We start from the raw sequence: 26,730 nt of genomic DNA on the forward strand, positions 1-26,730 counted from the left end.
GCGGGGCTTGTAGCCGCAAAAACCGACTAATTCTAGGAGCGCGCCGCGGAGCGAGTTAGTCGCCAAAACGATCAACGGCGTCGCAAAAAAAAGGCTATCCCTCGGGGATAGCCTCAGATCGTCGAGAAACCCACATCTTTTTAGACATTGGGTTTCTTTTTTTATTTAGGTGCCTGGAAGAAGGGGGATCTGGGGAGATTATTACCCCATTTCCCTCCTGTCCAGATGGAGGGCAATCTTCTTCATATTCTGTACAGCAGCAGTCATAAGCGCTTGCTCGGTCACATTTCGCAGTCCTCGCAAACGGCAATAGCGAAACCCGTGGAGCTCTTTGGCGTCCGCAAAGCTTCGCTCAATCGTTTCTTTTCGTTTGCGGTATAGCTTCTTGCCCGACTTGCTCAGCCGGTTAAGTCGCACGCGCTCTTTGCTCTCTTCCCACACGTGCCGAGTCACGACTTTTCGGCGGTTCTGTGACCGGGTACACTTGTTTAACATCGGACATGACGCGCATTGCTGCGGATCAGAAGCATAGTGTCGGTAACCATGTCGGTCTGTCGTTTTGTACGGTAACTCCTGCTTTTGCGGACAAATATAAAGATCTCGCTCGGCATCATACTTAAATTCATGTTTGTGGTACAGGCCTTGTGTAGGATGGAATCTGCGGTGAGCAATAACGCCAAAGATTTTCCGCGTGTCCAACCCCTTACAGATCGGTGCTGTGAGGTAACCTGAATCCAATGCTACTGCTTCTACCTGAAAACCGAATCTTTCGCGTTGACGGTCCAATCGTTCGAGATAGGGCATCGAATCATGTACGTTACCTGGCGTGACAAAGACATCGGTAATGAGATTGTACTTCATATCAACCGTGCGGTGGTCCAGATAAAAGAAGCCTTCCGGCTTGCCGTCCCGAACCATATACCCGCTATCGGGATCGGTGGTACTAACCTTCACTTCCTTGTCTTCGTTCACCTCCTCTCTAGGTTTCAGGGCTTTTTTCCATGCGCCTTCCGATCAGCTTCAACAGCGGCGTTCAGCTCGTCCACATACGCCTTCGTATTTTGCTGTACTTGTTCTTTGGTGTACTTATGTTTATTGGCGCTGGACTTGATGTGAGTCGAGTCGGAAATAAGGACTCTTCCGCCGACCATCCGGTGTGAGATCGCTTGTAAGACGATTTCATCAAAGATATCTTGAAATACAGTTGTATCCTTAAACCGTGTTCTTCTATTCCAGCTAATCGTCGTATGATCCGGCACGCGGTCAGTCAATCCGAGGCCGAGGAACCAGCGATAAGCAAGATTAGTCTGGATTTCTCGCTCCAACTGCCGTTCGGACCGAATGCCATAGAAGTAGCCCAGAAAAATCATCTTAAAGAGTACGACCGGATCAACAGCGGGACGACCATTGTCTTCGCAATAAAGTGGGCGTACCTTATCATCGATGAAAGAGAAGTCGATATATTTATCGATCTTTCGAAGCATGTGATCGGCGGGAACAAGATCTTCGATGGAAACAAATTCATAGTTCTGTTGTTTATCGCGATTAGAACGAAGCATGGAAACACCATCCGTTCGGTATAGTTAAATCTATTATACCAAATTAACGCGGTGTCGTATTAAACTATTTAGACATAATAAAAGCTGTCGAGACTTTCTCGACAGCCTGAGGCTATCCCTCGGGGATAGCCTTTTCAGCATAAGTACGTTAGCTTACGACAAGTTTCGCGACCATTTGGCCGTGTCCGTTGCCGCACATGATGTTGCATTTGAATTCGTACGTGCCTGCGGGCAATGTAACGACTTCCGATTTGTTGCCGCGGATTTTGATATCTTGCCCGATAATCTCGATGCCGTGGGCGCCGCTCAAGTTTTCGACCGTCAGCTTAACGGGAGTATCCTTAGGAAGGGCATATTCCTTTTGGTCGAATTCCCAGCTGCTCGCCTTGATGACGACTTCCGTCGAAGCGGATTCAGCGGGGGATGGAGCACTTTCTTCGTTTGTATTCTTGTTGTTGCCGCCGCACGCCGACAGCGCCAGCACCAATGCCGTTAGAGTTAGAAAATACGCGATTTTTCTTTGCATGCAAGTCCCTCCGACTTTCATATTAGGCAGATGGCTTCCTAATGGTAAAGTCCGCCCCTGACGAGCAATATTGTACCATATGTTGGCTGAGCAACCCATGTCGGAAAAATGACAATATCAAAATGAACGCAACAAACAGCCTCCCCGCCCATCGGCAAAGAGACTGTTTGCGCCGCGTTCGACTAACGGATTTAGCTCCGGCTGCGCCGGCCTGCTTCGTATGGCGTCGCCACCGGGATGAACAGATCGATGATCCCGATCACTAGCGCGGCCAGCAAAGCGCCGATGACGGATACATGAACGTGGCCCACGACAAACTGCGCTAACCAGATCACGAGCGCGCTGGACAGAAACCCGACGATTCCTCGGCCGAACGGAGTGACTTTTTTGCCGAAGATGCCTTCGATGATCCAGCCCAATACGGCGATGACGATCGCGAGCATGAGAGCGCTCCAGAAACCGCCAACCGAAAATTGAGGGACCAACCATCCCACCACCATGAGAACGATGGCCGAGACGATAAAGCGAACAACGGTGCCTAGAAAATTCATTTTATCGACCTCCTTGAGTGTTAGTGTATCCTTAGTTTTAAACCGTATGAGTGGAAGGTTTCGCAAGATTGATCGATTCGGCTATAATATAAGGCGAAGGAGATGAATTTCGCCGTGAACGACAAGGCCTTACATACATTGGAATACGATAAAATCATCCATCGGCTCACGGGGTTGACCTCAACGAGCCTCGGACGGGAAGAGGCGGAGAAGCTGTCTCCGTCCCGCGAGCTTCCTATCGTGGAACGCCGTTTAGCCGCAACGGACGAAGCGGTTCGCGCCGTCATGCTGAAGGGAACGCCTCCCTTCGGAGGAATAACGGATATTCGAGCATCCTTGTACAGAGCCAAGCTGCAAGGGATTTTGCAGCCCCCCGAGCTGATGGAGGTTGCCCAGTTCATCATGGGTTCCCGTCGCCTAAGCCGGTTTATCTCATCCGCGGGCGAAGAAACCGAGCTCCCGTTGTTGAGCGATCTATGCGAGCCGCTCACCGATTTCAAAGCGCTGGAGGACGAAATCCGCCGTTGCGTAGACGAACAAGGAGAAGTGCTGGATTCGGCTAGCCCCGAGCTGGCTTCCGTTCGACGGGACATTCGGATCAACGCCGGCCGCGCCCGCGAGAAGCTTGAAAGTCTCGTTCGCTCCAGCTCGGTTCAGAAGATGCTTCAGGATGCGCTGATTACGATGCGCAACGACAGGTATGTTATCCCGGTGAAACAGGAATACCGTTCCCACTTCGGAGGCATCGTCCACGATCAGTCGGGAAGCGGCGCCACGCTGTTCATCGAACCGGAAGCCGTCGTGCAGATGAACAATAAGCTGCGGGAATTGAAAATCAAAGAGCAGAACGAAGTGGAGCGCATTCTGCGCAAATTGAGCGAGCAGACCGGAGAACGAGCAGAACTGTTGTCCGGCGATGCGGAGATTCTCGGCTTGATCGATTTTATTTTTGCCAAGGCGGCATTGGCTAATGCGCTATCCGCGACGCTTCCGTTAATGAACGGAGAGGGTAAGCTGCAGCTGCGGAAAGCGCGCCATCCGTTGATCGACATCAAGCAAGCCGTTCCGATCGATATCGCGCTGGGAGAAGAATACTCTTCCATTATCGTAACGGGACCCAATACGGGCGGGAAAACCGTATCCTTGAAAACAATCGGCTTATTAAGCCTGATGGCGATGTCCGGTTTGTTTATTCCCGCCGAGGATGAAAGCCGGTTGTGCGTCTTCGACGGGATCTACGCGGATATCGGCGACGAGCAAAGCATCGAGCAAAGCTTAAGTACCTTTTCCAGCCATATGACCAATTTGATCTCGATGCTGGGGCAAGTGACGAGCCGAAGCCTGGTGCTGCTCGACGAGCTGGGAGCGGGGACCGATCCCGCGGAAGGCTCCGCGCTGGCGATAGCCATTTTGGAACATCTGCAGAAGCAAGGCTGCCGGTTAATCGCCACGACGCATTACAGCGAGCTCAAAGCTTACGCGTACAACCGGCCGGGGATTATTAACGCCAGCATGGAATTCGACGTGGCCACGTTACGCCCGACTTACCGCCTCCTTGTAGGCGTTCCTGGACGAAGCAACGCGTTTGCCATCGCGGAGAGGCTGGGCCTTCCGAAGAGCATTATCGATCACGCGCGCGGCGAGGTAAGCGACGATGAGCTTAAGGTCGACTCGATGATCGCTTCCTTGGAGGAAGATCGCCTTCGCGCGCAATCGGAGCGCCAAACGGCGGAAAGGCTGCGCCGCGAAGTCGAGAAACTTCAGAAAGACATCGAGGACGAGCGGTTTAAGTTTCAAGAGCAAAAAGCGAAGCTGCTGGAAGGCGCGCGCGAAGAAGCGCGCCTTGCGATCGCGAAAGCGAAACGCGAAGCCGAAGAGATCATATCCGATCTGCGGCGCCTTGCCATGGAAGAAGGGGCTTCGGTTAAGGAGCATAAGCTAATCGAAGCGAGGCGCCGCCTGGAGGATGCGGTGCCTTCGCCGGTCGCCAAACCGAATAAAGGTACCGGGGCGAAAGCGGCTAAAATTTCGGCGGGCGATGAAGTCAAAGTTCATAGCTTGGGCGGACAGAAGGGGCATGTCGTCGAACTGACGGGCAACTCCGAAGCGGTCGTGCAGCTCGGAATCATGAAGATGAAGGTGGCTCTGGCGGATCTGGAGCCTATCCGCAAAGCCGCGGCGAACAAAGCGCCTGCAGCCCAGGCGACGATCGTCAAGCGTTCCCGCGACGAGACTATTCGAACGGAGCTCGATCTGCGCGGAATGATGCTGGACGAAGCGCTAATGGAAGTCGATCAGTTTCTCGATGAGGCATTTCTATCTAACCTAGGACAGGTTTACATTATACATGGCAAAGGTACGGGCGCTTTGCGAACGGGAATTCAGGATTTCCTGCGTCGGCATAAACATGTTAAAAGCTACCGGTTAGGCCAATTCGGGGAAGGCGGCGCGGGCGTGTCCGTGGCCGAGCTTCATTAACGGGAGGTCGTAAGTTTTGAAGGGTATGGTCGATTCCTTGATGTCCCATCCTTTTTTCGCGGTTCTGGCGTATTTCTCCGTAGGAATTCTGGCGCTCATCGTGTTCCTGTCGTGCTTCGAATGGGTGACGAAATACGATAGTTGGAGTGAGATCCGCAAAGGAAATTTATCGGTTGCCATGGCGACGGGCGGGAAAATATTCGGGATATGCAATATTTTCAGGTTCTCGATCGAAGCCAACGATACGATCTATCACAGCCTTATGTGGGCGGCGATCGGTTTCGTTCTGCTTCTCGTCGCCTACTTCTTGTTCGAATTTTTGACCCCGGTGTTCCGGATCGACGACGAGATCGAGAAAGATAACCGTGCGGTCGGGTTTCTCGCTTTGGTGTTATCCGTATCCCTTTCTTATATCATAGGAGCGGCCGTTATTTAATCGGAGGAATGAAACGTGAAATATTTATGGGGAACGCTGCTGGTTCTGGCTATCTTATTCGTAGTAATCGGTATTTTATATATGAGGGGGGTATAACGCGTAATGGCTGTCGTGATTTGTCCGTGGTGTCAAAGCGAGATTATTCAAGAAGAGGGTCAGGAGCCCGAGAAATATTGTCCGGTATGCGATAATGAACTGGACGGTTACCGCACTTTAAAACTTAGCATCGGCGGCAACGAGGACGATTACGATGACGAAGACGAAGATGAAGAGGGAGAGGTTTCCGCGTTATCGTCCGAAGACGAAATCTTGAGCTGGGTGGAAGAAGATTCGTTGTTGGAAACGGACGACGAGCTACAACTATTCGAAGAGACGGTTGAATCGCTGTTAAACGAACAGGAACTGGTACCCGAATGCCCGCTTTGCCGCGAATATATGATTGAAGCCGGGGAACAACGGGTTTCGCCCGAGCAATATCGCCCTAAGGTGACGGAAGCATTGGGCAACGCCGTGCTCGAAGCTCCCTTCTCGATGACGCTGTACGTGTGCCCGTCTTGCTTTACGACGCAATCCTTCTTGGGCGATGCCCATAGGCATCAGATCGTACGAAGTTTGAGCCAACATTCAACAAGACGCAAAGAGGAGTACTAAGCATGACTAGAATGGTTCAGTCCGTCATCGAGTTGATCGGGAACACGCCGGCCGTGCAATTGCAAAGGCTGACGGGACCCGAGGACGCGCAAGTTTTCGTTAAGCTGGAAAAAATGAACCCGAGCGGCAGCGTAAAAGATCGCGCGGCTTCCGGATTGTTGATCGATGCGGAAGCGCGCGGTTTGATCGTTCCCGGAAGCTTGATCGTGGAACCGACGAGCGGCAATACGGGAATCGGACTAGCTATGTATGCCGCGGCCAAAGGTTATAGGCTAATTCTTGTAATGCCGGACAATATGACGGCCGAGCGAATTTCGTTGCTCCGCGCTTACGGAGCGGAAGTCGTACTGACGCCCGCTGCGGAGCGCATGCCGGGCGCCATTGCCAAGGCGCGGCGGATTATCGCGGATAATCCCGGCAGTTATATGCCGAATCAGTTCGAGAACAGGCCAATCCGGATATTCATCGAACGACAACGGCTCTAGAAATCTTAGAGCAAACGGGCGGGCTCTTGGATGCCTTCGTCGCGACGTCCGGAACCGGCGGCACGATCACGGGAACCGGCGAAGCGCTGAAGGCGAAACTTCCTAACCTGCACGTGGCGGTAGTCGAACCGGCAGGCTCTCCGGTGTTGTCCGGCGGTCAGCCGGGCGCGCATAAGCTGGTGGGAACGAGTCCGGGATTCGTGCCCCAAATCCTGAATACATCCGTGTACGACGAAATCATCCAAGTATCGGACGACGATGCGCTGGAAACGACGAGAAGGCTCGCGAGAACGGAAGGATTATTGGTCGGCCCTTCTTCGGGAGCCTCAGTCTGGGCGGCGATTCGGATCGCCAAGCGCCTAGGAGCGGGCAAACGGGTGCTTTGCATTGCTCCGGATACGGGAGAACGCTATTTAAGCATGGATATTTTTTGATCGACCGAGTTAAGAAACATCCGCGGCTACGCGGATGTTTCTTTGTCGTTTTGTTGTCGCGTGCATAACCGGAAGCGCATCATGACAGACTACAACCTGATGTCCAAACGATCGTTCAGGAGGGAATTCGGGATATGGTGCAAGCTATGACTGCTAAGGAATTGGAATACGTCGCCGACTCCATGTCTAATGAAGATCTGCTTATCAAGCAATGCGCGGTAGCGGCCGCGACGATGTCGAACGTACAGCTTCAGCAAGTGTTTTCCCATATGGTCGAAGTGCACACGCAGCACTACGGGACTTTGCTCAATACGATTCAACAGCATCAATCGATGGCTCCTGCCCAACCTCAATCTTAAAGGAGGATGAACATGTTCAATAAACCGGCTCTAACTGACGAGGACGTGGCTTCGGGCATTCTCTCGGATCTTAAGAGGGTGACGAGGGAATTCGCGACGGCGGCTACGGAAAGCGTGTGTCCGGAAATCCGGCAAATGTTCACGCAAATGCTGAACAACACGCTAACGATGCAAGGCGAGTTGTACACGGCGATGTCGCAAAACAATATGTATAATGCCTCTTCTCCCGCGCTGAAGCAAGAGCTCGATAAGCAATTAAAGCAATACCAGCAAACGCAGCAAAAAACGTCTCAGTTCGTGCAGCAAGCGCAAACGGCGCAAAGCCATATTCCCCCGAATCAGGCAAGCAATCCATCGATGCCGGCTTATCAATAACGACCGTCAAGGCCGGCGAGCGATCGCGGCTGCAATCCCCGGTTGGCAAACATTGCCGACGCGGGGATTTTTTAGGGGCTTAACCGATTTAACTTTTCACACTGCCTGTTTTTGATGTATGATGAAGAGTAATTCAGGAGGGATCACGATGAACGAATTCAAATTAAGCATCTTGGATCTGCTCAAGGAAGATGCCCGTTTGTCTGCCGCAACGATCGCTACGATGTTGGGCGCAGAGGAAGCGAGCGTTTCCGCGCGATCGCGGAGATGGAGCAGGACCATGTCATCGTTAAATACGCTACGGTTATTAACTGGAGCAAGGTTGACGACGAGAAGGTAACGGCGCTTATCGAGGTCGAATGCACGCCGGAGAGAGGCCGCGGCTTCGAGAACATCGCGGAACGCATTTACTTGTACCCGGAAGTGAAATCTGTCTATCTGATGTCCGGCGCCTACGATCTGCTTGTCGAGATCGAAGGGAAGAACCTGAAAGAGGTTGCCTCCTTCGTGAGCAATAAGCTATCTACGATCGAATCGGTTATCGCGACGAAGAGCTTTTTCATTCTTAAGAAATACAAACAAGACGGCATTATTTTCGAAGAATTCGAAGACGATCATCGTCTGCTCGTATCTCCATAAATTCGCAGTCCATCGTAAAGGAAGAATGCCCCATGATAAAAGATGAGGAAAAGCCGCAAATCCAGCAGATCGAGCGTCCACGGAGCGGCGGAATGCAACAATATCTTGCCGCGCACGCGCGCGCGATCCCGCCTTCGGGAATTCGGCGGTTCTTTGATCTGGTTAGCGCCAGCAAAGATAAAGACATCATCACGCTCGGGGTTGGCGAACCGGACTTCGTAACCCCATGGCGGGTGAGGGACGCCGCGGTATATTCTCTTGAAAAAGGGAAGACGCAATATTCGCCGAACGCGGGACTGTTTGAGTTGCGCGAAGCGATCGGACAATACTTATACAATCAATTCCATTTGACCTATGATCCCGCTAAGGAAATGATCGTAACGGTAGGAGGCAGCGAAGGGATCGATTTGGCGCTTCGCGCGCTTATCGAGCCGGGCGATGAAATTCTCGTGCCCGAGCCTTGCTACATTTCTTACTCGCCGATCACATCGTTAAGCGGCGGGGTAGCGGTAGGAATCGAGACTTTCGCCGAGAACCAGTTCAAGCTCACTCCGGAGAGCTTGCGAGCGGCCATCACGCCAAAGTCGAAAATTCTCGTATTGTGTTATCCGAGCAACCCGACCGGCGCGATCATGACTTACGAAGAGATGCTGCCGATCGCCAAGATCGTAGAAGAGAACGATCTGATCGTCATTTCCGACGAGATCTACGCGGAACTGACGTTTAACGGCACCCATGCCAGCTTCGCGTCGTTGCCCGGCATGAAGGATCGCACGATTCTCGTCAGCGGTTTTTCCAAAGCGTTCGCGATGACCGGCTGGCGCATGGGCTATGCGTGCGGTCATCCCGATTTGATTAGCGCGATGCTCAAAATTCACCAGTATACGATCATGTGCGCGCCGACGATGGGGCAAGTCGCTGCATTGGAAGCTTTAACCAAAGGCGGTCTGGAAGAGAAGGATCGCATGATGGAGTCGTATAACCAAAGACGTCGTCTCGTCGTTCAAGGGTTCCGCGAGATGGGGCTGGAATGCCACGAGCCGCAAGGCGCGTTCTATGCGTTTCCTTCCGTCCGTTCAACGGGATTAACCTCCGAGCAGTTCGCGGAAAGATTGCTGCTCGATGCTAAGGTCGCCGCCGTTCCGGGACACGTCTTCGGCAAAGGCGGCGAAGGATTCCTCCGTTGCTGCTATGCAACGTCGGTTTCCCAGCTAACGGAAGCGCTGGAACGAATCCATTCGTTTTTGAGAACCTTGGAATAATAATTCCAATTTTTCAAAAATGGTGTTCATTTTAATTGTGTTTTGCTATAATAACCATGGTTTTCAACCCGCCGAGAATCGATTTTTCGTCATGAGAAGGGGGAATGTACATGGCTGCGGCAGAACATAATTCCATATCTATGTCGTCTTTACACGCCGATGCATCCATCATTTCTCATTACCCGAACGGGGTGGCGGATTTAGTGGAAGAGATCGATAGATTGCGCAAGGCAATGACGGAAACATTCCTGCAAGAGCACTCCTTAATCGCCGATTCAGTCATGGAGCTTAGCCGCCAACTGGATCTTAAAATTAACGAATATATGAAACAAGTACTCTTGAGTCGGGAGGGGGTTCGGTGATTCGTTCGCCGGCCTCTTTTTTTCGCTTTAGGGGGCAATTGCGTTTGTGCTATAGTTAGCATACGTAAGGAAAGGGAGGGGGGCACGTCCATGCGATGGTTAATCACCGGAGGAATCGGCGCCGGCAAATCGGCGTTCGCGGAAGAATTGGCTATGACCGTGGGCCATGAAGGCATATGGCTGTCGTGCCCCCCTTTTCCGGATCGGGCTTCGGGGTATGGACCTGGACCTATGGAGGAAAGAAAAGGAATTCGTTCGGTGTTTCCATGGACGTATTCGGACGCTGACGAGACTTTGGCGAATAAACTGAACGCGATCAACCTGGAATCGAACTTTTTCCGGGCGGACCGTCGCGTAATCGTAGTGGACGGTTTATCCGGCTGGCTGCGCGGATTGTACCGCAGGGTCGAGCCGGAGTCGCCGAACGCGGATGATCGAATCGATGAGGAATGGCAAGCCGTATTAGCGGCCATTCTTTCCTTCGAAGGGAAAGTCATCGTCGTCACGGAAGAAGCGGCGTCGGGTTTATCGATGAGCCCGCGGGATACGGAATATGCCTATCGATTAGCTGCCGCGAACCGCGCGTTGTTGGACGGGAGCGCGATCTTATATCGCATGACGGCAGGAATGGCTACGGAAGTAAAAGGTTATCGATTGAAACGGGGGCTTACAGGAGATGAAAATCTATACTCGAACCGGTGACGAGGGCAAAACATCGGTCATCGGCGGACGCGTAAAGAAGGACGACACGCGAGTGGAAGCCTACGGGACGATCGACGAATTAAACAGCTTCGTCGGGCAGGCGGCATCCGTATTGGCGAGAGAAACGACAGCGAATTGGGAAGATCTACTGGAACGTCTTACACTCATTCAGCATGAATTGTTCGATTGCGGTTCGGATCTCTGCTATGCGAACCCGGAGCCGGAAAAGATGAAAGTTACGCCGTCCATGACGGAACGCCTGGAGGGCTGGATCGATCACTACGAAGCTCAGACGCCTCCGATTACGAAGTTCATCTTACCGGGAGGCGGCGAAGCCGCTTCCTTGCTGCATGTGTGCCGGACCGTATGCCGACGAGCGGAGAGAAGGGTCGTTACCTTGGCTGAAGAGCAGCCTTGCCCGGATGAGGTTCGCAAATATTTGAACCGGCTATCGGATTTTTTCTTTACCGTCGCGCGGGCAGCGAATGCCCGCCTTGGGCTTCTTGACGTCGAGTATGAACGCGGCGCGCCCGTGTTTCGCCGGAGGTCTTGATTCATGACGACAGAGAACGAATATTACGCTCCGATCGAATACGTCGCCACCGCGTCCGACCAAGGACGAAGGCTGCGGGACGTCCTGCGCAAGCGGATCGGGATTTCGCGTCGTCTCATGGTTAAATTAAAAACTTCCGACGAAGGCTTATCCGTGAACGGACAGAAGGTGTGGCCGAACCATACCATCTCCGAGGGAGACGTGATCAGCCTTCGCATGGAAGCGGAACAATCGGAGACAATTCTCCCGCAACCGATGGAGTTGAATATCGTATTCGAGGATGACCATCTCCTCGTGTTGAACAAACCCGCCGGCATTATCGTACATCCGACGACGGGGCACTATCTCCATACGCTGGCCAACGGAGTCATGCACTATTGGCACGAGCGCGGGGAACGAATCCGATTTCGCCCCGTCCACCGCTTGGACGAGCATACTTCCGGCTTGGTCGTCATCGCCAAACATCCGCTCGCGCAGCAGCAACTGTCCGCCCAGATGATGGAAGGTACGGTAACGAAGGAGTATCGGACATTCGTCTACGGCCTGCCGCCCGCATCCGAAGGAGAGATTAACGCGCCGATCGGCAGGCAGACGGAGGATCCGCATCGTCGCGTCGTTCGGGAGGACGGGCAGCCTTCTCTCACGTTCTATCACGTAACGCGAACTTACGGCGATCAGGCATGCGCGGTCGACATTCGCTTGGGAACGGGGAGAACGCATCAGATCAGGGTGCATATGACCTCGATCGGCTGTCCGATTATCGGAGACAGCTATTATTCGGTCGAGAAGTGGCAGGAGACGGAGCTTGCGGCGAGGTTGTCGGAGGTTATTACCCGGCAAGCGCTTCATGCCGCCCGTCTAGGTTTCAAGCATCCGGTAACCGGCGAACCTATGGAGCTGGAGGCGGAACTGCCCGAAGACATGAAGAGGCTGGAGCAAGAGTTAAATAAGCTAGTGGATCAATAACCAAAGGAGTTTGTTGGACGTGGCCGAACGCTTAAAGATCTATCATTTGCCGACCTGCAGCACCTGCAAGAGCGCTATTAAAGCTTTGAAACAGCAGGGTTACGAACTGGAACAGCAAGATATCAAGACGACTCCTCCTACCGCGGAAGAACTGAAACAACTCATTGCCAAGAGCGGCTTGCCGATCGGAAAATGGTTTAACGTCTCCGGCGAGGTATATCGCGAAATGGGATTAAAAGATATATTGCCGGGCATGTCCGAAGAAGAGAAAATCGATCTTCTTGCTTCCAACGGCATGCTGATCAAAAGACCGATCGTCACGAACGGAACCAAAGTATCCATTGGTTTCCGGGAGCAAGATTTCGGTCCGATGTGGTACGTTTTATGAAGAAGTTTCAATTTCGGTCCGATCGCCTTGATCGGTTGGGCTCCGCGATATTCGCGGAAGTGGCGGAGTGGAAACGGGTAGCGCGCGACAAAGGCCTATCCGTCATTAATTTGGATATCGGCAGTCCCGATCGGCCTCCGGAGGAGCAATTGCGGTCGGTGCTGGCGGCTGCAAGCCTCCGATCGGATACGTATCGGTATCCGGGCACGGAAGGAACGTTGGCGTTCCGGGAAACGGTCGCGAAGTGGTTCGAGCATCGTTTCCGGGTGAGCTTGGATCCCCATGCGGAAGTGCTGTCTTTAATGGGAACGCAAGACGGGCTTGCCCATTTACCGCTGGCCGTAAGCAACCCGGGCGATGCGGCGTTGCTTCCTGATCCCGGTTATCCGGTTTACGGAGCGGGACTCGCGGTCGCCGGCGTCGAGGCGATTCCATTGCCTCTTCTCGAAGAGAACGGATATTTGCCCGATTTCGAGGCTATACCGCAGGCGACGTGGGATAAGATCAAATTCATGATTTTGAATTACCCGAGCAATCCCTTGTCGGCGACGGCAGACTTGGCGTTCTTCGAACGCGCCGTACATACGGCGAAGAAGCATGGCGTTCTGCTCGTCCACGATAATGCATACAGCGAAATGGCATTCGACGGCTTGCGTCCGCCAAGCGTTCTCGAAATTCCCGGCGCAATCGATATCGCGATCGAGTTTCATTCCGTCTCGAAATCGTACCATTTGGCAGGAACGCGGCTTGGTTTCGCGGTAGGCAACCGCGACGCGTTAGCCTCCTTGCGGGCGTTGAAAAACAATATCGATTTCGGCGTATTCTTGGGGAGTCAGGAAGCGGGCATTGCCGCGTTGGAAATGGATATTCGCGATCCTAAGCCGATTGCGGGCTTGTATGAAGGACGCAGAGACGTATTCGTTCAAGCGCTGCGTGAGCAAGGCTGGAACGTCCCTTCGCCTAGAGCGACGATGTTTCTGTGGGCGCGCGTCCCGGAAGGTTGGTCGTCGCGGACGTTCTCCCAGGCGTTGCTCACTTCGACGGGAGTGGCTTCCATTCCGGGCAACGCGTTCGGCGAACGCGGGGAAGGTTACGTGAGATTGGCTCTAGTCGAGCCCGAAAAGATGTTGTTGGAAGCGGCGGTACGTATTGGCGCGTTCATCCGAACCGCGCGACCGGAGAGATGAGGGGGAGTACGAAGCGATGGCAGATGAGAAAGTATTGTTAGTCGACGGGATGGCTTTGCTGTTCCGGGGATATTACGCCAATTCCTATGGAGGGTATATCCGAAAGACGAAAGCGGGCTTGCCGACGAACGCCGTATACGGCTTCGTCAAGTATTTGCTGGACGCTTGCAAGACGTTTAATCCAACGCACATCGTCTGTTGTTGGGATATGGGGAGCAAAACGTTCCGGACGGAGAAATTCGCGGATTACAAAGGCAATCGCCCGGAAGCTCCCGCGGATTTGATCCCGCAATTCGATCTCGTGAAAGAAGTCGTTAGCGGCTTGAATATTCCGAATATCGGCATCGTCGGTTACGAGGCGGACGATTGCATCGGCACATTATCCAAGCAGCTAAGCACGCATTTGGATGTGCTCGTGCTGACCGGAGATCACGACATGCTCCAACTGGTCGACGAACGGGTGCAGGTCGTGATCATGAAAAAAGGACCTTCCAACTACGCGGTTTACGATTCCGTGAAGCTGCTGGAAGAAAAGCGATTGACCGCCAAGCAGTTTATCGACCTGAAGGGCCTTATCGGCGACACTTCGGACAATTATCCGGGCGTCAAAGGGATCGGGGAGAAGACGGCGACGAAGCTGCTGGTCGAATACCTATCGATCGACGGCATTCTCGACAATCTCCATCAGTTGCCCAAAGGCATTAAAGCGAAGATCGAAGCCGACCTGGACATGCTGCACCTTTGCCGCGAGCTGGCCACGATTACGTGCGACGCGCCGGTTGCTTGTTTGCCGGACGAGTGTCTCTGGCGGCCCGATCAAGCCCAAATCGCTTCGTTATTCGAGCAGCTTGAATTCAGCAGTTTAGTGAAAGAAGTAAACCGATTAATCGCGGTATCCTAATCTTATATACTTGAATACGCAATGAAACCGGAGGACGATGTCTGCCTCCGGTTTTTTTGACGTTTTGGACAAACTCAAAAAAAATTTTTTTCGCGAATGAGCGCTCGCTCATGCGTTGGGTACGCCTTTCGTCAGCAACATGCATTGGACACGAAAGAGCGAAAAATAAGTTTTAATGATACCCTCCGAACACGTCCATCCAACCGTTTTGAATTTTTAGTTTGGATACTTCGGATTCGCGGGACGGCTTGCGTTGATCCGCGCTTAACCCGGCGAAGAGGTAAAGCGGCAGCTGCCTCATCTCGCTTAGAGGGTCTATGAATTTGGATTTGCGGGAAGACGAATGGTTCATTTGATAATAGAGGGTGGAGCGGCTGAGTCCGAGGAGGGCGGTTTGCGTTCGAATAGGTAGGTTCGTCTCGTCTTTGTTGACGAACTCGTTGCGGTCTTCCTTGGATAATCTCGAGATCGTCGCTTGCTTCAACCAGTCGAGCTGCAGGTTCAGCTTGTCGATTTCGGCTTGCATTTCTTCGATCTTTTGCTCGTACGAGGACTTAAGCTTCTCCGTTTTTTTATGGTCGTTCTCGAACAGCTTAGCTAGATTTTGTACGGCGTGATTTCTCCACCGGGTCAGGACAAGAGGATGTATGCGATGCTCTTCCGCCAGTTCGGCGATGCTGATTGGTTCCTCTAGAAGCTTGGATATAATGAGCGCTTTCTGACTGGGCGTGAACCTTCTGCGGGTAGTAGTCGCCATATTTATATCTTCCTTTCCGTGGTCCGAATTTCATCTTTTTCGTTGACTCGCGGGCTCATTTTTAACCTCATTTTAGTGCATGTCCGAGCAAAGTTCAAGCATTAATCCTACTTGACACATAGGAATTAAGTGGATTAAGATTCCTAATATCCTGCGGCGATACATCGTCGTTTAGGGACGCAATGCTGACCAGACAAACTGGAAGACTGTTGACTATAACTAACGCAGTTGTCGGCAAGGAGTGGTGCGCAAGTGGAAGTTCTAGGGCTGAACAATGTTTCGAAGACGTACCGGAACGGAACGATAGCCGTTCAAGAAGCGAATCTAAGCATTCATGAAGGAGAATTCGTCTCTTTCGTCGGTCCGTCGGGTTGCGGGAAATCTACGATATTCCGCATGTCGGCCGGGTTATCGAGCCCGACCTCGGGACAAATCGGGATTCTCGGAGGAACGCCCGAGCAAGCAAGGAGAAGCAATTCGATATCTTGCGTGTTCCAAGAGGCGACGCTCCTGCCTTGGGTTTCCGTTAGAGATAATATCGCGCTGCCTTTGCAGCTTAGGAAGCAACCTCGTAAACGGCAGTTGGAAGAAGCGGAGCGGGTATTGCAGTTAGTAGGCTTGCAAGATTACGCGAAGGCGTTGCCGCGCGAGCTTTCCGGCGGGATGAAGATGCGCGTGTCGATCGCCAGGGCGTTGGTAGCCAAACCCCGGATTTTGTTCATGGACGAACCGTTCGGCGCTCTGGATGAAATCACGAGACAGACGCTTCAAGAGGAACTGCTGACGATCTGGCAGAAAACCGAGCGAATGACGATCCTGTTCGTCACGCACAATGCGTTCGAGGCGGTTTACTTGTCCAATCGCATCATGGTCATGACTCCTCGGCCGGGCCGCATTTCCAATGAGATTTCGATTGACGTTCCGTATCCGCGCGGGGAAAGGTTTCGCGAGCTTCCAGATTTCAGCCGATACGTCAGTCTTGTCAGCGAATCGTTAAGACATTGACTACCGATCCGATCGTCACTCATGAACATTCCACGCGAAAGGAGGCTGTTCCTTATGAACTCTCTTAGATCCGGTACGCTGAACCGTTATCTGCCGCCGATAGCCGCATTCGTGCTTTTCGTCGGTTTATGGCAGCTCGTCGTCGGGCAGGCCGGAATCCCGGCATACTTATTGCCTAAGCCTTCCGACATCGCCGAAGCCGTCGCCGCCAACTGGAGAAGCTTGCTCGGCTCGGTATATACGACGACTCTCGAAACGATCTTAGGCTTTCTGTTCTCGGTAGTCGGCGGCGTGCTCGGGGCAATCCTATTGGCGAGCTCCAAAATGATAGAGAGAAGCATTTATCCGTACGCAATCGTCTTGCAGACGATTCCGATCGTAGCGGTCGCTCCCATCATCGTCATTTGGTTCGACGCGGGGTTAAGGTCGATCGTGATCATCGCTTTCCTGATCGGATTTTGTCCGATGCTATCGAACACGCTGATCGGACTGAACTCGACGGATCAGAACCTGAAGAACTTATTCCATCTCTATAACGCGTCGAAGTGGCAGACGATGTGGAAACTGCGCATCCCGGCTGCGCTTCCCTACATCGTAGGGGGACTGAAAATCTCGTGTTCCCTATGCGTCATCGGCGCGATCGTCGGAGAGTACGTCGCCGGCGTAGGCGGCGGCCAGGGAGGCTTAGGCTATGCGATCACTTACGCGGCGATGCGTATCCAGACGCCCTATTTGTTCGCTTGCGGGCTCATGGCCTCGCTTCTCGGCATCGCTTTCTACCAACTCGTAAGTTATCTTTCCCGGAAGCTTCTCGGCTCTTGGCATGAATCAGAGCTGAGGACGGATATCGATTAATCTTAAATTCCCCCATTCGAAGGATAGATGAGAAATGAAAAAAACTCCGATTCAATTCGTCGCAATCATGATATTGGCAATCGTTGTCGTTGCCGGATGCGGCAAAAACTCGAACTCGAACTCGAAAGATACGGCCGCCGCCCCGGCATCCGCGTCTTCGTCTTCGCAGGCCTCGGAAGCAGCGGCCCCCGCGGAAACTCCTTCGCCGGAAGCGTCCAAAGAGCTTCGCAAAATCACGGTTCAATTAGGCTGGTTCGCCGAGCCCGAATACGGCGGCGACTATGCGGCTTTGGTAAAAGGCTACTTCGCGGAAGAAGGCCTGGACGTTACGATCAAATCCGGCGGACCGAAAGTGAACGGCAGACAAATCGTCGCTACGGGAAATGCGGATTTCGGATTCGCGAAAGCCGATACGGTATTGCAAAACCGCGAAGAAGGCCTTCCGATCGTAGCCGTGGCTGGGGTGCTTCAGAGCTCGCCGCAAGCGCTCATTTTCCATAAAGACCAGAACATCAAAACATTCGAAGACTTGAACGGACGCACGGCGTTCTTCGTTCCGGGAGTTCCGGCATACGAGTATGTTAAGGAAAAATATAACCTGCAGCTGAAAGAGCAAGTGACGGACGGCACGCTCGTACGGTTCTTGGAAGATAAGACATCGTTGCTGCACGGATTCGCGACTTCCGAACCGATTACTCTGAAAGAACAAGGAATTGAAGCAGAACCGTTCTTGCTGTCCCAGTCGGGTTACGACCCTTACGAGATTACGATCATTACTTCGGAAAGCTTCCTGAAGGATAATCCGGAGGTCGTCAAAGCCTACTTAAGAGCGGTTAAGAAAGGCTGGGCGTACTACTTCGACCATGCCGAGGAGATCAACGTTCGAATCCACGAGGATAACAAGGATCTGCCGATCGCGGCGATGAACGAGCAGGCGATTGCTTACAAACCGTACGTGACGGGCGGAGACGCGGCAACGGAAGGCTTCGGCGTCATGAAAGAAGCCCGTTGGGAAGAAAACAAAAAACAATTGCTAGAAGTCGGCTTGCTCAAAAAAGACGTCGACGTGAACGAAGCGTTTACAACGGAGTATTTGCCCGAATAACGAGAAAGCATGACGGAGGGATAAGCCTATGAGTACCCTGTCTTCGAGAACGAAGGAACAATATTGGATAGATCTGGCGGTCGAGCTGTCGGCGCGGTTCGCCTTAACGGCGGCGGAGACGGATAGAAAGGCAGAGCTGCCCAAGGATAACCTTCGTTTATTGTTCGAGCGGGGCTTGGATACGGCGATATTGCCGGAAGAGAAAGGCGGAGCGGGCATCTCGTACGCGACGTTCGGGCGTATCGTATTCGAAATCGCGCGAGGATGCCCGTCAACGGCTTGCGTATGGCTGATGAACACTTCCGCTGCGGAATCTCTTATCACGTTATCCAATCCCGAGAGATCGGATTATTATTTGCAACAATGGAAGCTAGGCAAACGGTTCGCCAATGCCTTGAGCGAGCCATCTTCCGGGAATCTGTTCCTGAATCCGGTTCAGGAAGCGACGCCGCTCGGAGACGGGGATTGGAGCTTGGACGGCGCCAAACGGTTCGTATCCGGCTCCGAGTGGGCCGACTTTTTCCTCATAAACGCAAGCATCGACGGCGCTCCGGCGTTCTTCGGCGTAGAGCGCGACGAGACGGTCGAGATTCACGAAATATGGGATGCGTTAGGCATGCGAGGCACGCGAAGCCAATTGATCGGGTTTAATCGCACCCGCCTGAAAGCCGACAACCGTTTCGGGCAAGTCGTCTCCAACCGCCAGAATCTCATTGCCCTCGGTCTTCCTTGGCTATCGCTCGGAATCGCGCAATCGGCATACGACGCGTTGAAGGCGCAAGCCGAAGGGAAGAAGCTGTCGGACGGCAAGCCTTTGTCCCACGTGCAATGGATCCAATACGAGACGGCGGAAATCCATGTCAGGCTGAAGGCGGCGAAGCTGTTGGCGGAGCATCTGCTGGAGTTGGCGGATGCCGGGTCGGAGCAGACGATCGTCGTCTCGATGGAAGCGAAAATATTGGCCAACCAAATCGGCAAAGACGTCGCGGATCTCGGATTGCGCGTAGGCGGAGGCCTTGCGTTCACGCGGGCGCTGCCGTTCGAACGTCATTTGCGCGACGCGCAGGCAGGCGGGCTGATGGCTTATTCCAGCGAGCTGTGCAAGCTGTTCGTCGGCAAGAACGAGCTGAACGTGCGGGAGCAAGATTAATCCCATGGCCAAACAAATCAGGCTTAACGCCTTCGATATCAACGCGGCCATGCACAATTCGCATGGCTTATGGAAACATCCGGAAAACGAACGTTATCGGTATAAGGATTTGAAATACTGGGTCGAGCTGGCGCAATTGCTGGAACGCGGACTGTTCGACGCATTGTTCCTCGCGGACGTATACGGTTTTTACGATGTTTTCCGGGGAAATAGGGATGCCGCTCTTCGGGACGCCATCCAGGCGCCGATTAACGATCCTTCGCTCATTATCCCGACAATGGCTTACGCGACGAAGCATTTGAGCTTTGCCGTCACGGTCCCAACGACTTACGAGCAACCCTACGCCCATGCCAGAAGAATGACGACGTTGGACCATCTGACGAACGGCCGGATCGGCTGGAACGTGGTGACGTCCTTTCTTCCGAGCGCGGCGCGGAATTTCGGGCTGCGGGAGATGATCGGTCACGACGAGCGATACGATATCGCCGACGAGTATTTGGAAGTCGTCTACAAGCTGTGGGAAGGAAGCTGGGAGGACGACGCGGTTATTCGGGATGCCGTTAACGGAATTTACACGGACCCGTCGAAGGTTCATGAGATCCATCACGAAGGCAAGCATTACCGCATACCCGGTCCGCACTTGAGCGAGCCTTCCCCGCAGCGCACGCCGGTGTTATATCAAGCGGGAGCATCCCCTAGAGGCCGCGCTTTCGCGGCCAAGCATGCGGAGTGCGTGTTCATCGACGGCCATTCCTACGAGAGCATGAAGTTTTACGTCGACGATATCCGGGCGCAAGCCGCTGCTTACGGAAGGCGTCCAGACGATATCAAGGTGTTCATGGCGCTTAGCACGATCGTAGGCGAAACGGCCAAGGAAGCGGAAGAGAAATTCCGCGAATTGACCGCGCTAAGCAGCGAGGAAGGGCCGCAAGCGATCTATGGCGGGTATACGGGGATTGATTTGTCCAAGGGAGATCCGAATCAGATCTTAACCTATCGATCTACCGATCATGGACAAACCGTGCTGGCCAGGTATACGAAGATGTCTCCCAAAGAGATGACGTACGGAGAAGTTATCGAATCGGTTAAGAAAATCGGGGGCAGAGCGGTCGTCTTGATCGGTTCGGCCGAGCAGGTAGCCGATCAGATGCAGGCTTGGATGGAGAAAACCGGCATAGACGGGTTTAATCTCGGTCATCTCGTCACGCCGGGCAGCTTAAAGGAAGTCATTGACGGCGTCGTTCCGATCTTGCAAGAGCGCGGGATATATAAAACGGAGTATGAAACAGGTACGATGCGCGAGAAGCTGTTCGGAGCCGGACAAAGCCGGCTGCCCGAACGGCATCCCGGCGCAGGCTACCGATACAAGTGAGGGAATGCGACGATGGGGAAAAAAATACTGCTGAACGCTTTCGACATGAACACCGCCATGCATAGCGCTCACGGATTGTGGAAGCATCCGGCGAACCAACGCCATCGCTATAAAGATTTGAACTATTGGGTGGAATTGGCGCGGCTGCTGGAGCGGGGGAAATTCGACTCCTTGTTTTTGGCGGACGTGCTCGGATTCTATGACATTTTCGGCGGAAGTCGCGATGCCGCGCTGAGAGACGCGGTTCAAGCGCCGGTCAACGATCCGTCTTTGATCATTCCTACGATGGCTTACGCGACGGAGCATCTTAGCTTCGCCGTGACGATTCCGACGACGTACGAGCCGCCTTACGCGCATGCCAGGCGGATGTCGACGCTCGACCATCTGACGGGCGGGCGCGTGGGCTGGAACATCGTGACTTCATTTTTGCCGAGCGCGGCGTTGAACTTCGGGTTGGACCGGATGGTCACCCACGACGAGAGATACGAGGTTGCGGACGAATATCTAGAAGTCGTCTATAAGTTGTGGGAAGCGAGCTGGGAAGACGATGCCGTTATTCGCGATGCTGCGAGGGGCATCTATACCGACCCTGCCAAAGTTCACGAGATTAACCACCAAGGCAAATATTATAACATTCCGGGGCCGCATCTGAGCGAGCCTTCTCCTCAGCGCACGCCCGTGCTCTATCAAGCGGGCACGTCGGCCAGAGGAAGGGAATTCGCGGCGAAACACGCCGAATGCGTGTTCATCGATGCCCATAACTTCGAGAGCTTGAAATTTTACGTGGACGATATTCGGGCCAAAGCGGTCTCTTACGGTCGCAAGCCGGAAGACGTGAAGGTATTCATGGCGATCAATTCGATCGTCGGGCGCACCCGCGCGGAAGCGGAAGAGAAGTTCCGAGAGTATACGGCGATTCGCAGCGACGAAGCTCCGCAAGTGCTGTACGGCGGGTTTAGCGGAATCGACCTGTCCAAATACGATCGTTCCGATTATTTATCCTACTATGCATCGGATCACGGTCAAGCGGCGGTTGCCAGGTTCACGACGATGTCGGAGAAAAGGATGAACGTCGGGGAAGTCGTGGACGAGATTACGAAGATCGGCGGAAGAAGCGCGCTTCTGTTCGGTTCGGGCGAAGAAGTCGCCGATCAGATGCAGCAATGGGTGGAGCGTACGGGAATCGACGGGTTTAACATGGCCCATCTGATTACGCCGGGCAGCCTGGAAGATATTATCGACCTCGTCGTTCCGATCTTGCAGGAACGGGGATTATACAAGACGGAGTACGAGAAGGGGACGATGCGCGAGAAGCTGTTCGGCCCTGGGATTAGCCGGCTTCCGGACAGGCATCCCGGGGCGGCGTTCCGTCGCCCTATACGATAAAGGAGTGAGTGGGTATGTCCTTCAGAGGAAAACGATTCCTGGACAGCTTGAACGACGGCCGCAACGTCTGGGCCGATAACGATAGAGTGAGCGATCTGCCTTCCCATCCGGCATTCGCGGGTACGCTGAATACGATTAGCCGGCTATTCGATTTGTTGGACGACGTTAAGGTTAGGGATCATGTCGGGTATCCGGCGGAAGGGAGCGACAAGTACGCGCATAGTTCTTTTCTCGTTCCGTATAGCGCGGAGGATCTTGCCAGAAGAAGCCATGCTTTCTCCTATTGGGCCAAAGAAACGAACGGCGTCATGAGCCGGCTGTCCGATTACGCCCGTTCTCTCGTCACGGGCTGGTACGGTTCGCGGAAACAGCTCGGAAAGCTGGATTCGAAGCTGGAAGCGAAAATATCGGCTTACTATGAGGAAGCGAGAGACAAGGATCTGTTCTTGACGACGTCCTTGCTCGATCCGCAGATCGACCGATCCAAAGGGCTGGACGATCAACGCATCGCGGATAGATATTTGCACGTCGTCAAAGAGACGAAGGAAGGCATCGTCTTAAGCGGAGCTAAAATGATCGCCACGGGCGCCCCCTATACGAACGATTTTCTGATCTTCTCTTTCAACAAGCTGGATGCCCGCCATAGCAAGCATGCTCATGCGATCATCGTACCCGCGGGCTCGAAAGGATTGCACATCGTCTGCAGGGAGTCGTTCGCGGAGGCGGGCGTGCGGGATTATCCGTTAAGCTCGCGCTATGACGAGATGGATGCCGTCCTCCTGTTCGACGAGGTGCTCGTGCCTTGGGAACGGGTGCTCATTAACGGGGACGCGGATGCGGTGTGGAAATTAAGATCCCACGTTCCCTCCAATACGCTCGCGTTCCACCAGACGATCGTCCGATTCGTCGCGAAGCTGGAATTCGTCACGGGAGTAACTTTCGCGGTCGCGGATGCGATCGGCGTTAACGGCTTCCTGCACGTTCAGGAGAAATTAGGCGAGCTCATCACCCAGATCGATACGATCAAGGCGCTCGTCATCGCGTCCGAAGCGCAGGCGAAGGCGGATCCGTCGACGGGCATGTGGTTGCCCGAAGCTTCGTACATCGATACGGCGAGAAGCATCGGAACGAAGCTGTACCCTAGGGCGATCGAAATCCTGCAGCAGGTCGGCGCGGGCGGATTCGTTCAGACGCCGGCGAAAATGAGCCAGTTCGACGGCCCGCTTAGCGATCTGCTGAATCGTTATTTCGAAGGGGTATCCATTAACGCGGAAAACAAGGTGCAGCTGTTCAAGCTGGCTTGGGATCTACTCGGCAGCCAGCTCGGCTCCAGGCACGAACTATATGAGCGATTCTACGCCGGAGATCCGGTAAGAAGCTTCGCCAATCAATATTTAAGCAGCGATAAGTCCGCATTAGTCGATCCGATATGGAAGCTTTTGCGTCAATCGCGCTAGTCAAGGAAGGTGTGAGCGACATGGAAGTATTTTGGTTTATTCCGACGCACGGGGACGGCAAATATTTGGGGACGGGCCACGGAGCGCGAGCGGTAGATTTCGATTACATGACTCAGATCGCCAAAGCCGCGGACAGCCTAGGTTACGGCGGCGTGCTTCTGCCGACCGGCAAATCCTGCGAGGACCCTTGGATCGCGGCCTCCGCTTTGATTCCGATGACCCAGAGGCTGAAGTTCCTTGTCGCGGTGCGTCCGGGGCTTATGTCGCCTACGATCGCGGCGAGAATGGCGTCGACGTTCGACCGGATATCGGGCGGAAGATTGCTGATCAACGTCGTGACCGGCGGAGATCCGGTGGAGCTTGCGGGCGAGGGCCTTCATCTCGACCACGATGCCAGATACGCGATGACGGACGAATTTCTGACCGTCTGGCGCAAAGCGCTTCAAGGCGAAGAGATCGATTTGGACGGCGAGCATATTCAGATCAAAGGCGGCAAAGTTCTGTATCCGCCGGTTCAACAACCGTACCCGCCTCTATACTTCGGCGGCTCCTCGGACGCCGGACACAAAGTAGCGGCTAATCACGTCGACGTTTACCTGTCATGGGGAGAGCCGCCGGAGCAAGTAGCCGAGAAGATCGAAGTCGTTCGCAAGCTCGCGGCCGAACAAGGAAGAACGGTGCGGTTCGGAATCCGGCTGCATGTCATCGTCAGGGAAAAAGAAGAGGACGCTTGGAAAGCGGCCGATGAGCTCATTAGCCATTTGGACGAGAACACGATCGCCAGCGCCCAGAAAATATTGGATCGGTTCGACTCGGTAGGTCAGCGTAGAATGATGAATTTGCACGGGGGACGTCGCGAGAACTTGGAGATCAGCCCCAATCTATGGGCCGGCGTCGGACTCGTTCGCGGCGGAGCGGGAACGGCGTTAGTCGGAGATCCCAAGACGGTCGCGGACCGGATGAAAGCTTACGCGGACATCGGGATCGAGACGTTCATTCTATCGGGATACCCGCACTTGGAGGAAGCGTACCGGACCGCGGAACTTTTATTTCCTTTGTTGCCGCTTAAAGACAGGCAAGAGAAAAGTAAAGGAAATTCTTATATTAGCCCGTTCGGCGAAATGATCGCGAACAACGAAATTCCGAAAGCTAACGCTCGTTAACGCCGCGATGGCAGGAGGAAATAAGCCATGACGGACAAGATAGACGCCGATTGGCTGGCGGGTATGCCTAAAGCGGAGCTGCACATTCATCTGGAAGGATCGATTCCGACGGCGACGTTGCTTAACCTTGCGGGCAAATACGACGTCGATCTGCCTAGACCGGCAGAGAGGTTATACGAATTCGATGGGCTGAAGTCTTTCCTGGCGTTCTTGGATTGGATCTGCGGCTTAATTCGATCAGATGACGATCTGGAGGGCATCGCCTACGAGTTCGCCCGTACGATGTCCGAGCAACGCGTTGCCTATGCCGAAGTAATCGTGAACCCGTCGCATTGGCGCAAACATTGGACGGTGGATCGTTTGGCCGCATCGATTGTTTCGGGTTTTGAACGAGCGGCGGGCGAAGGATTGGCCGACTGTAGGCTGTTGTTGTCCATTTTGCGAACGCAGAGCGGCGAAGACGCCGAGACGCTCGTCGATTGGATGATCGCGAACCGGAACCCGCGCATCGTAGGCTTATCGATCGACGGGAACGAGCAGGCGGCGGGGAGAACCGGGACTCGGTTCGCGCAAGCTTTCGCCAAGGCGAAGGCCGCGGGAATCGCAACGACGGCTCATGCGGGCGAATCCTCGGGGCCGGAAGGGGTTCGGGATGCTTTGGATCTGCTGCGCGTTAATCGGATCGATCATGGCGTGAGGGCGGCGGAGGATCCGGAATTGCTTGCCCGGCTAGCTCGGGAGGGCATCGCCTTGAATGTGTGCTTGACCTCGAATCTGGTGCTGCTGTATCCGTCGATCGATCTGCATCCTCTTCGCAAGCTGCTGGAAGCGGGAGTCCGCGTGACGGTCAATACCGACGATCCGGCTCTGCTCGATGTCACTCAGGGCAGCGAATGGGCTAAGGTTGCTTCATTATGCGAGTGGACCCGTCGGGATGCGGCGGCCGCCGCGCGCCGCGCGATCGATGCGGCTTTCTGCGACGAGGGCAGGAAAAGGGAGTTGCATCTGGAGCTGGATTCTTATTTATACTGAAATCGGCGATATAACGGTGCACAGCCCGCTAATCGTGCGACTGTCGGGAAAATCGGCGAACTAACGGTGCTCAGATCGGGTATTCGTGAGACTGGCTAGAAAATCAGCGAAATAACGGTGCACAAATCCGGTATTCGTACGATTGGCGAGAAAACCGGCGATATAACGGTCCTCAGACCCAGTATTCGTGCGACTAGCGGGAAAATCGGCGATATAACGGTGCACAGATCCGCTATTCGTACGATTGGCTGAATAAACAGTGTCAGCTTCTCAGGGTTGAGCAGGAGTTTATTCCTGCTCAACCCTATTATTTTAGAATCCTAATTCTATTGAATGTATTGAGGTTTCCCCGCATAAGTATACTGGCTGACGAGCGTTCCCGCGGAATCGATTTAAAGTTGCGGTATCCCCGGTATTGTTCCATACGGTTTGGGATCGTCCCCAATACAGGTTAACGGAATCGTTTGTTCCGATGCCGGTCGGGCGTAAATAGCGTTTGTTCGTTCGCCATGTTTTCACCTCCTTTTCGGGTTCGCCTGTAATCATTTGGATGTGTCGCAGGGGGATAGTATCATAAGCGACGGGGAATGGATACGGGGTGTTTTTGTCTGAAAATGACAAAGAAAAAAGATTA

The 26,730-nt window shown here is 53.7% G+C and carries 26 protein-coding genes and 2 pseudogenes; 24 read left to right on the forward strand and 4 right to left on the reverse strand.

Going from position 1 to position 26,730, the window contains the following annotated elements:
- Positions 1-201: 201 nt before the first annotated feature.
- The 3 genes from FPL14_RS21590 to FPL14_RS21600 all read right to left on the reverse strand — a co-directional run bounded on the left by FPL14_RS21590 (position 202) and on the right by FPL14_RS21600 (position 2,636).
- Positions 202-1,559, reverse strand: a protein-coding gene (locus FPL14_RS21590; RefSeq protein ID WP_182299310.1) for an IS1182 family transposase whose coding sequence is annotated in 2 segments (ribosomal slippage) — positions 202-989 and positions 989-1,559 — 1,359 coding nt in all. Because the reading frame shifts where the segments join, the coding sequence is not laid out codon by codon here.
- 148 nt (positions 1,560-1,707) lie between these two features.
- On the reverse strand, positions 1,708-2,085 hold the full coding sequence (locus tag FPL14_RS21595; RefSeq protein WP_182299696.1) for a cupredoxin domain-containing protein: 378 nt from the start codon (positions 2,083-2,085) through the stop codon (positions 1,708-1,710).
- A gap of 191 nt (positions 2,086-2,276) precedes the next feature.
- Complete coding sequence (locus FPL14_RS21600) at positions 2,277-2,636, reverse strand: phage holin family protein (RefSeq protein WP_182299697.1); 360 nt, start codon at positions 2,634-2,636, stop codon at positions 2,277-2,279.
- A gap of 114 nt (positions 2,637-2,750) precedes the next feature.
- On the opposite strand from FPL14_RS21600, the gene FPL14_RS21605 reads away from it, so the two are divergent.
- From FPL14_RS21605 to FPL14_RS21675, 15 genes and pseudogenes are all read left to right on the forward strand, one after another.
- Positions 2,751-5,114 carry an endonuclease MutS2 gene (locus FPL14_RS21605; protein WP_182299698.1) on the forward strand — a complete coding sequence of 788 codons (2,364 nt, stop codon included), beginning with the start codon at positions 2,751-2,753 and terminating at the stop codon, positions 5,112-5,114.
- 25 nt (positions 5,115-5,139) lie between these two features.
- A complete protein-coding gene (locus FPL14_RS21610; RefSeq protein WP_407644679.1) occupies positions 5,140-5,550 on the forward strand; it encodes a DUF350 domain-containing protein in 411 nt (136 codons plus the stop codon).
- 102 nt (positions 5,551-5,652) lie between these two features.
- Positions 5,653-6,201 (forward strand): hypothetical protein, encoded by a 549-nt coding sequence (locus FPL14_RS21615; protein ID WP_182299700.1) that lies wholly within the window; start codon positions 5,653-5,655, stop codon positions 6,199-6,201.
- Between the two features lie 11 nt (positions 6,202-6,212).
- A pseudogene (gene cysK, locus FPL14_RS21620) lies at positions 6,213-7,120 on the forward strand (cysteine synthase A).
- Positions 7,121-7,254: 134 nt separating this feature from the next.
- Positions 7,255-7,479, forward strand: coding sequence for a hypothetical protein (locus FPL14_RS21625; protein ID WP_182299701.1), 225 nt, complete (start codon positions 7,255-7,257; stop codon positions 7,477-7,479).
- A gap of 12 nt (positions 7,480-7,491) precedes the next feature.
- Positions 7,492-7,854: a spore coat protein gene (locus FPL14_RS21630; RefSeq protein WP_229263611.1), complete on the forward strand. Its 363-nt coding sequence runs from the start codon at positions 7,492-7,494 to the stop codon at positions 7,852-7,854.
- Between the two features lie 148 nt (positions 7,855-8,002).
- A pseudogene (locus FPL14_RS21635) lies at positions 8,003-8,493 on the forward strand (Lrp/AsnC family transcriptional regulator).
- A 32-nt stretch (positions 8,494-8,525) separates the two neighbouring features.
- Complete coding sequence (locus FPL14_RS21640; RefSeq protein ID WP_182299703.1) at positions 8,526-9,755, forward strand: aminotransferase class I/II-fold pyridoxal phosphate-dependent enzyme; 1,230 nt, start codon at positions 8,526-8,528, stop codon at positions 9,753-9,755.
- Positions 9,756-9,865: 110 nt separating this feature from the next.
- Positions 9,866-10,117 (forward strand): aspartyl-phosphate phosphatase Spo0E family protein, encoded by a 252-nt coding sequence (locus tag FPL14_RS21645; protein ID WP_229263612.1) that lies wholly within the window; start codon positions 9,866-9,868, stop codon positions 10,115-10,117.
- A 90-nt stretch (positions 10,118-10,207) separates the two neighbouring features.
- Entirely contained in the window at positions 10,208-10,819 is a 612-nt protein-coding gene (locus tag FPL14_RS21650) for a bifunctional adenosylcobinamide kinase/adenosylcobinamide-phosphate guanylyltransferase (RefSeq protein WP_182299704.1), read from the forward strand.
- Positions 10,794-11,372, forward strand: coding sequence for a cob(I)yrinic acid a,c-diamide adenosyltransferase (locus tag FPL14_RS21655; protein WP_182299705.1), 579 nt, complete (start codon positions 10,794-10,796; stop codon positions 11,370-11,372). Before FPL14_RS21650 ends, FPL14_RS21655 begins: the two co-directional genes overlap by 26 nt.
- A 3-nt stretch (positions 11,373-11,375) precedes the next feature.
- The gene (locus FPL14_RS21660; RefSeq protein ID WP_182299706.1) at positions 11,376-12,338 is read left to right on the forward strand and encodes an RluA family pseudouridine synthase; all 963 of its coding nucleotides are present in this window, start codon (positions 11,376-11,378) and stop codon (positions 12,336-12,338) included.
- A 19-nt stretch (positions 12,339-12,357) separates the two neighbouring features.
- Positions 12,358-12,726, forward strand: coding sequence for an arsenate reductase family protein (locus FPL14_RS21665; RefSeq protein WP_182299707.1), 369 nt, complete (start codon positions 12,358-12,360; stop codon positions 12,724-12,726).
- The gene (locus tag FPL14_RS21670) at positions 12,723-13,913 is read left to right on the forward strand and encodes an aminotransferase class I/II-fold pyridoxal phosphate-dependent enzyme (RefSeq protein WP_182299708.1); all 1,191 of its coding nucleotides are present in this window, start codon (positions 12,723-12,725) and stop codon (positions 13,911-13,913) included. Before FPL14_RS21665 ends, FPL14_RS21670 begins: the two co-directional genes overlap by 4 nt.
- Before the next feature lie 16 nt (positions 13,914-13,929).
- Positions 13,930-14,814: a 5'-3' exonuclease gene (locus FPL14_RS21675; protein ID WP_182299709.1), complete on the forward strand. Its 885-nt coding sequence runs from the start codon at positions 13,930-13,932 to the stop codon at positions 14,812-14,814.
- Positions 14,815-14,986: 172 nt separating this feature from the next.
- On the opposite strand, the gene FPL14_RS21680 is transcribed toward FPL14_RS21675, so the two are convergent.
- The gene (locus FPL14_RS21680; RefSeq protein ID WP_182299710.1) at positions 14,987-15,571 is read right to left on the reverse strand and encodes a transposase; all 585 of its coding nucleotides are present in this window, start codon (positions 15,569-15,571) and stop codon (positions 14,987-14,989) included.
- 252 nt (positions 15,572-15,823) lie between these two features.
- Between FPL14_RS21680 and FPL14_RS21685 the strand changes: the two genes are divergently transcribed.
- From FPL14_RS21685 to add, 9 genes are read left to right on the forward strand one after another with little or no spacing between them, the layout of a single operon-like run.
- A complete protein-coding gene (locus tag FPL14_RS21685; protein WP_229263613.1) occupies positions 15,824-16,576 on the forward strand; it encodes an ABC transporter ATP-binding protein in 753 nt (250 codons plus the stop codon).
- Positions 16,577-16,630: 54 nt separating this feature from the next.
- A complete protein-coding gene (locus FPL14_RS21690; protein WP_229263614.1) occupies positions 16,631-17,431 on the forward strand; it encodes an ABC transporter permease in 801 nt (266 codons plus the stop codon).
- 34 nt (positions 17,432-17,465) lie between these two features.
- Entirely contained in the window at positions 17,466-18,536 is a 1,071-nt protein-coding gene (locus FPL14_RS21695; RefSeq protein ID WP_182299713.1) for an ABC transporter substrate-binding protein, read from the forward strand.
- Between the two features lie 28 nt (positions 18,537-18,564).
- Positions 18,565-19,686, forward strand: a complete 1,122-nt coding sequence (locus FPL14_RS21700; RefSeq protein WP_182299714.1) for an acyl-CoA dehydrogenase family protein — start codon at positions 18,565-18,567, stop codon at positions 19,684-19,686.
- A gap of 4 nt (positions 19,687-19,690) precedes the next feature.
- Entirely contained in the window at positions 19,691-21,058 is a 1,368-nt protein-coding gene (locus tag FPL14_RS21705; RefSeq protein ID WP_182299715.1) for an LLM class flavin-dependent oxidoreductase, read from the forward strand.
- A gap of 12 nt (positions 21,059-21,070) precedes the next feature.
- A complete protein-coding gene (locus FPL14_RS21710) occupies positions 21,071-22,444 on the forward strand; it encodes an LLM class flavin-dependent oxidoreductase (protein WP_182299716.1) in 1,374 nt (457 codons plus the stop codon).
- A 14-nt stretch (positions 22,445-22,458) separates the two neighbouring features.
- A complete protein-coding gene (locus FPL14_RS21715) occupies positions 22,459-23,901 on the forward strand; it encodes a 4-hydroxyphenylacetate 3-hydroxylase family protein (protein WP_182299717.1) in 1,443 nt (480 codons plus the stop codon).
- A 20-nt stretch (positions 23,902-23,921) separates the two neighbouring features.
- Complete coding sequence (ssuD, locus tag FPL14_RS21720; protein WP_182299718.1) at positions 23,922-25,064, forward strand: FMNH2-dependent alkanesulfonate monooxygenase; 1,143 nt, start codon at positions 23,922-23,924, stop codon at positions 25,062-25,064.
- Positions 25,065-25,091: 27 nt separating this feature from the next.
- Complete coding sequence (add, locus tag FPL14_RS21725) at positions 25,092-26,096, forward strand: adenosine deaminase (protein WP_229263615.1); 1,005 nt, start codon at positions 25,092-25,094, stop codon at positions 26,094-26,096.
- Positions 26,097-26,730 lie beyond the last annotated feature (634 nt).

Source organism: Cohnella cholangitidis, from assembly GCF_014107495.1.
Taxonomy (GTDB): domain Bacteria; phylum Bacillota; class Bacilli; order Paenibacillales; family Paenibacillaceae; genus Cohnella; species Cohnella cholangitidis.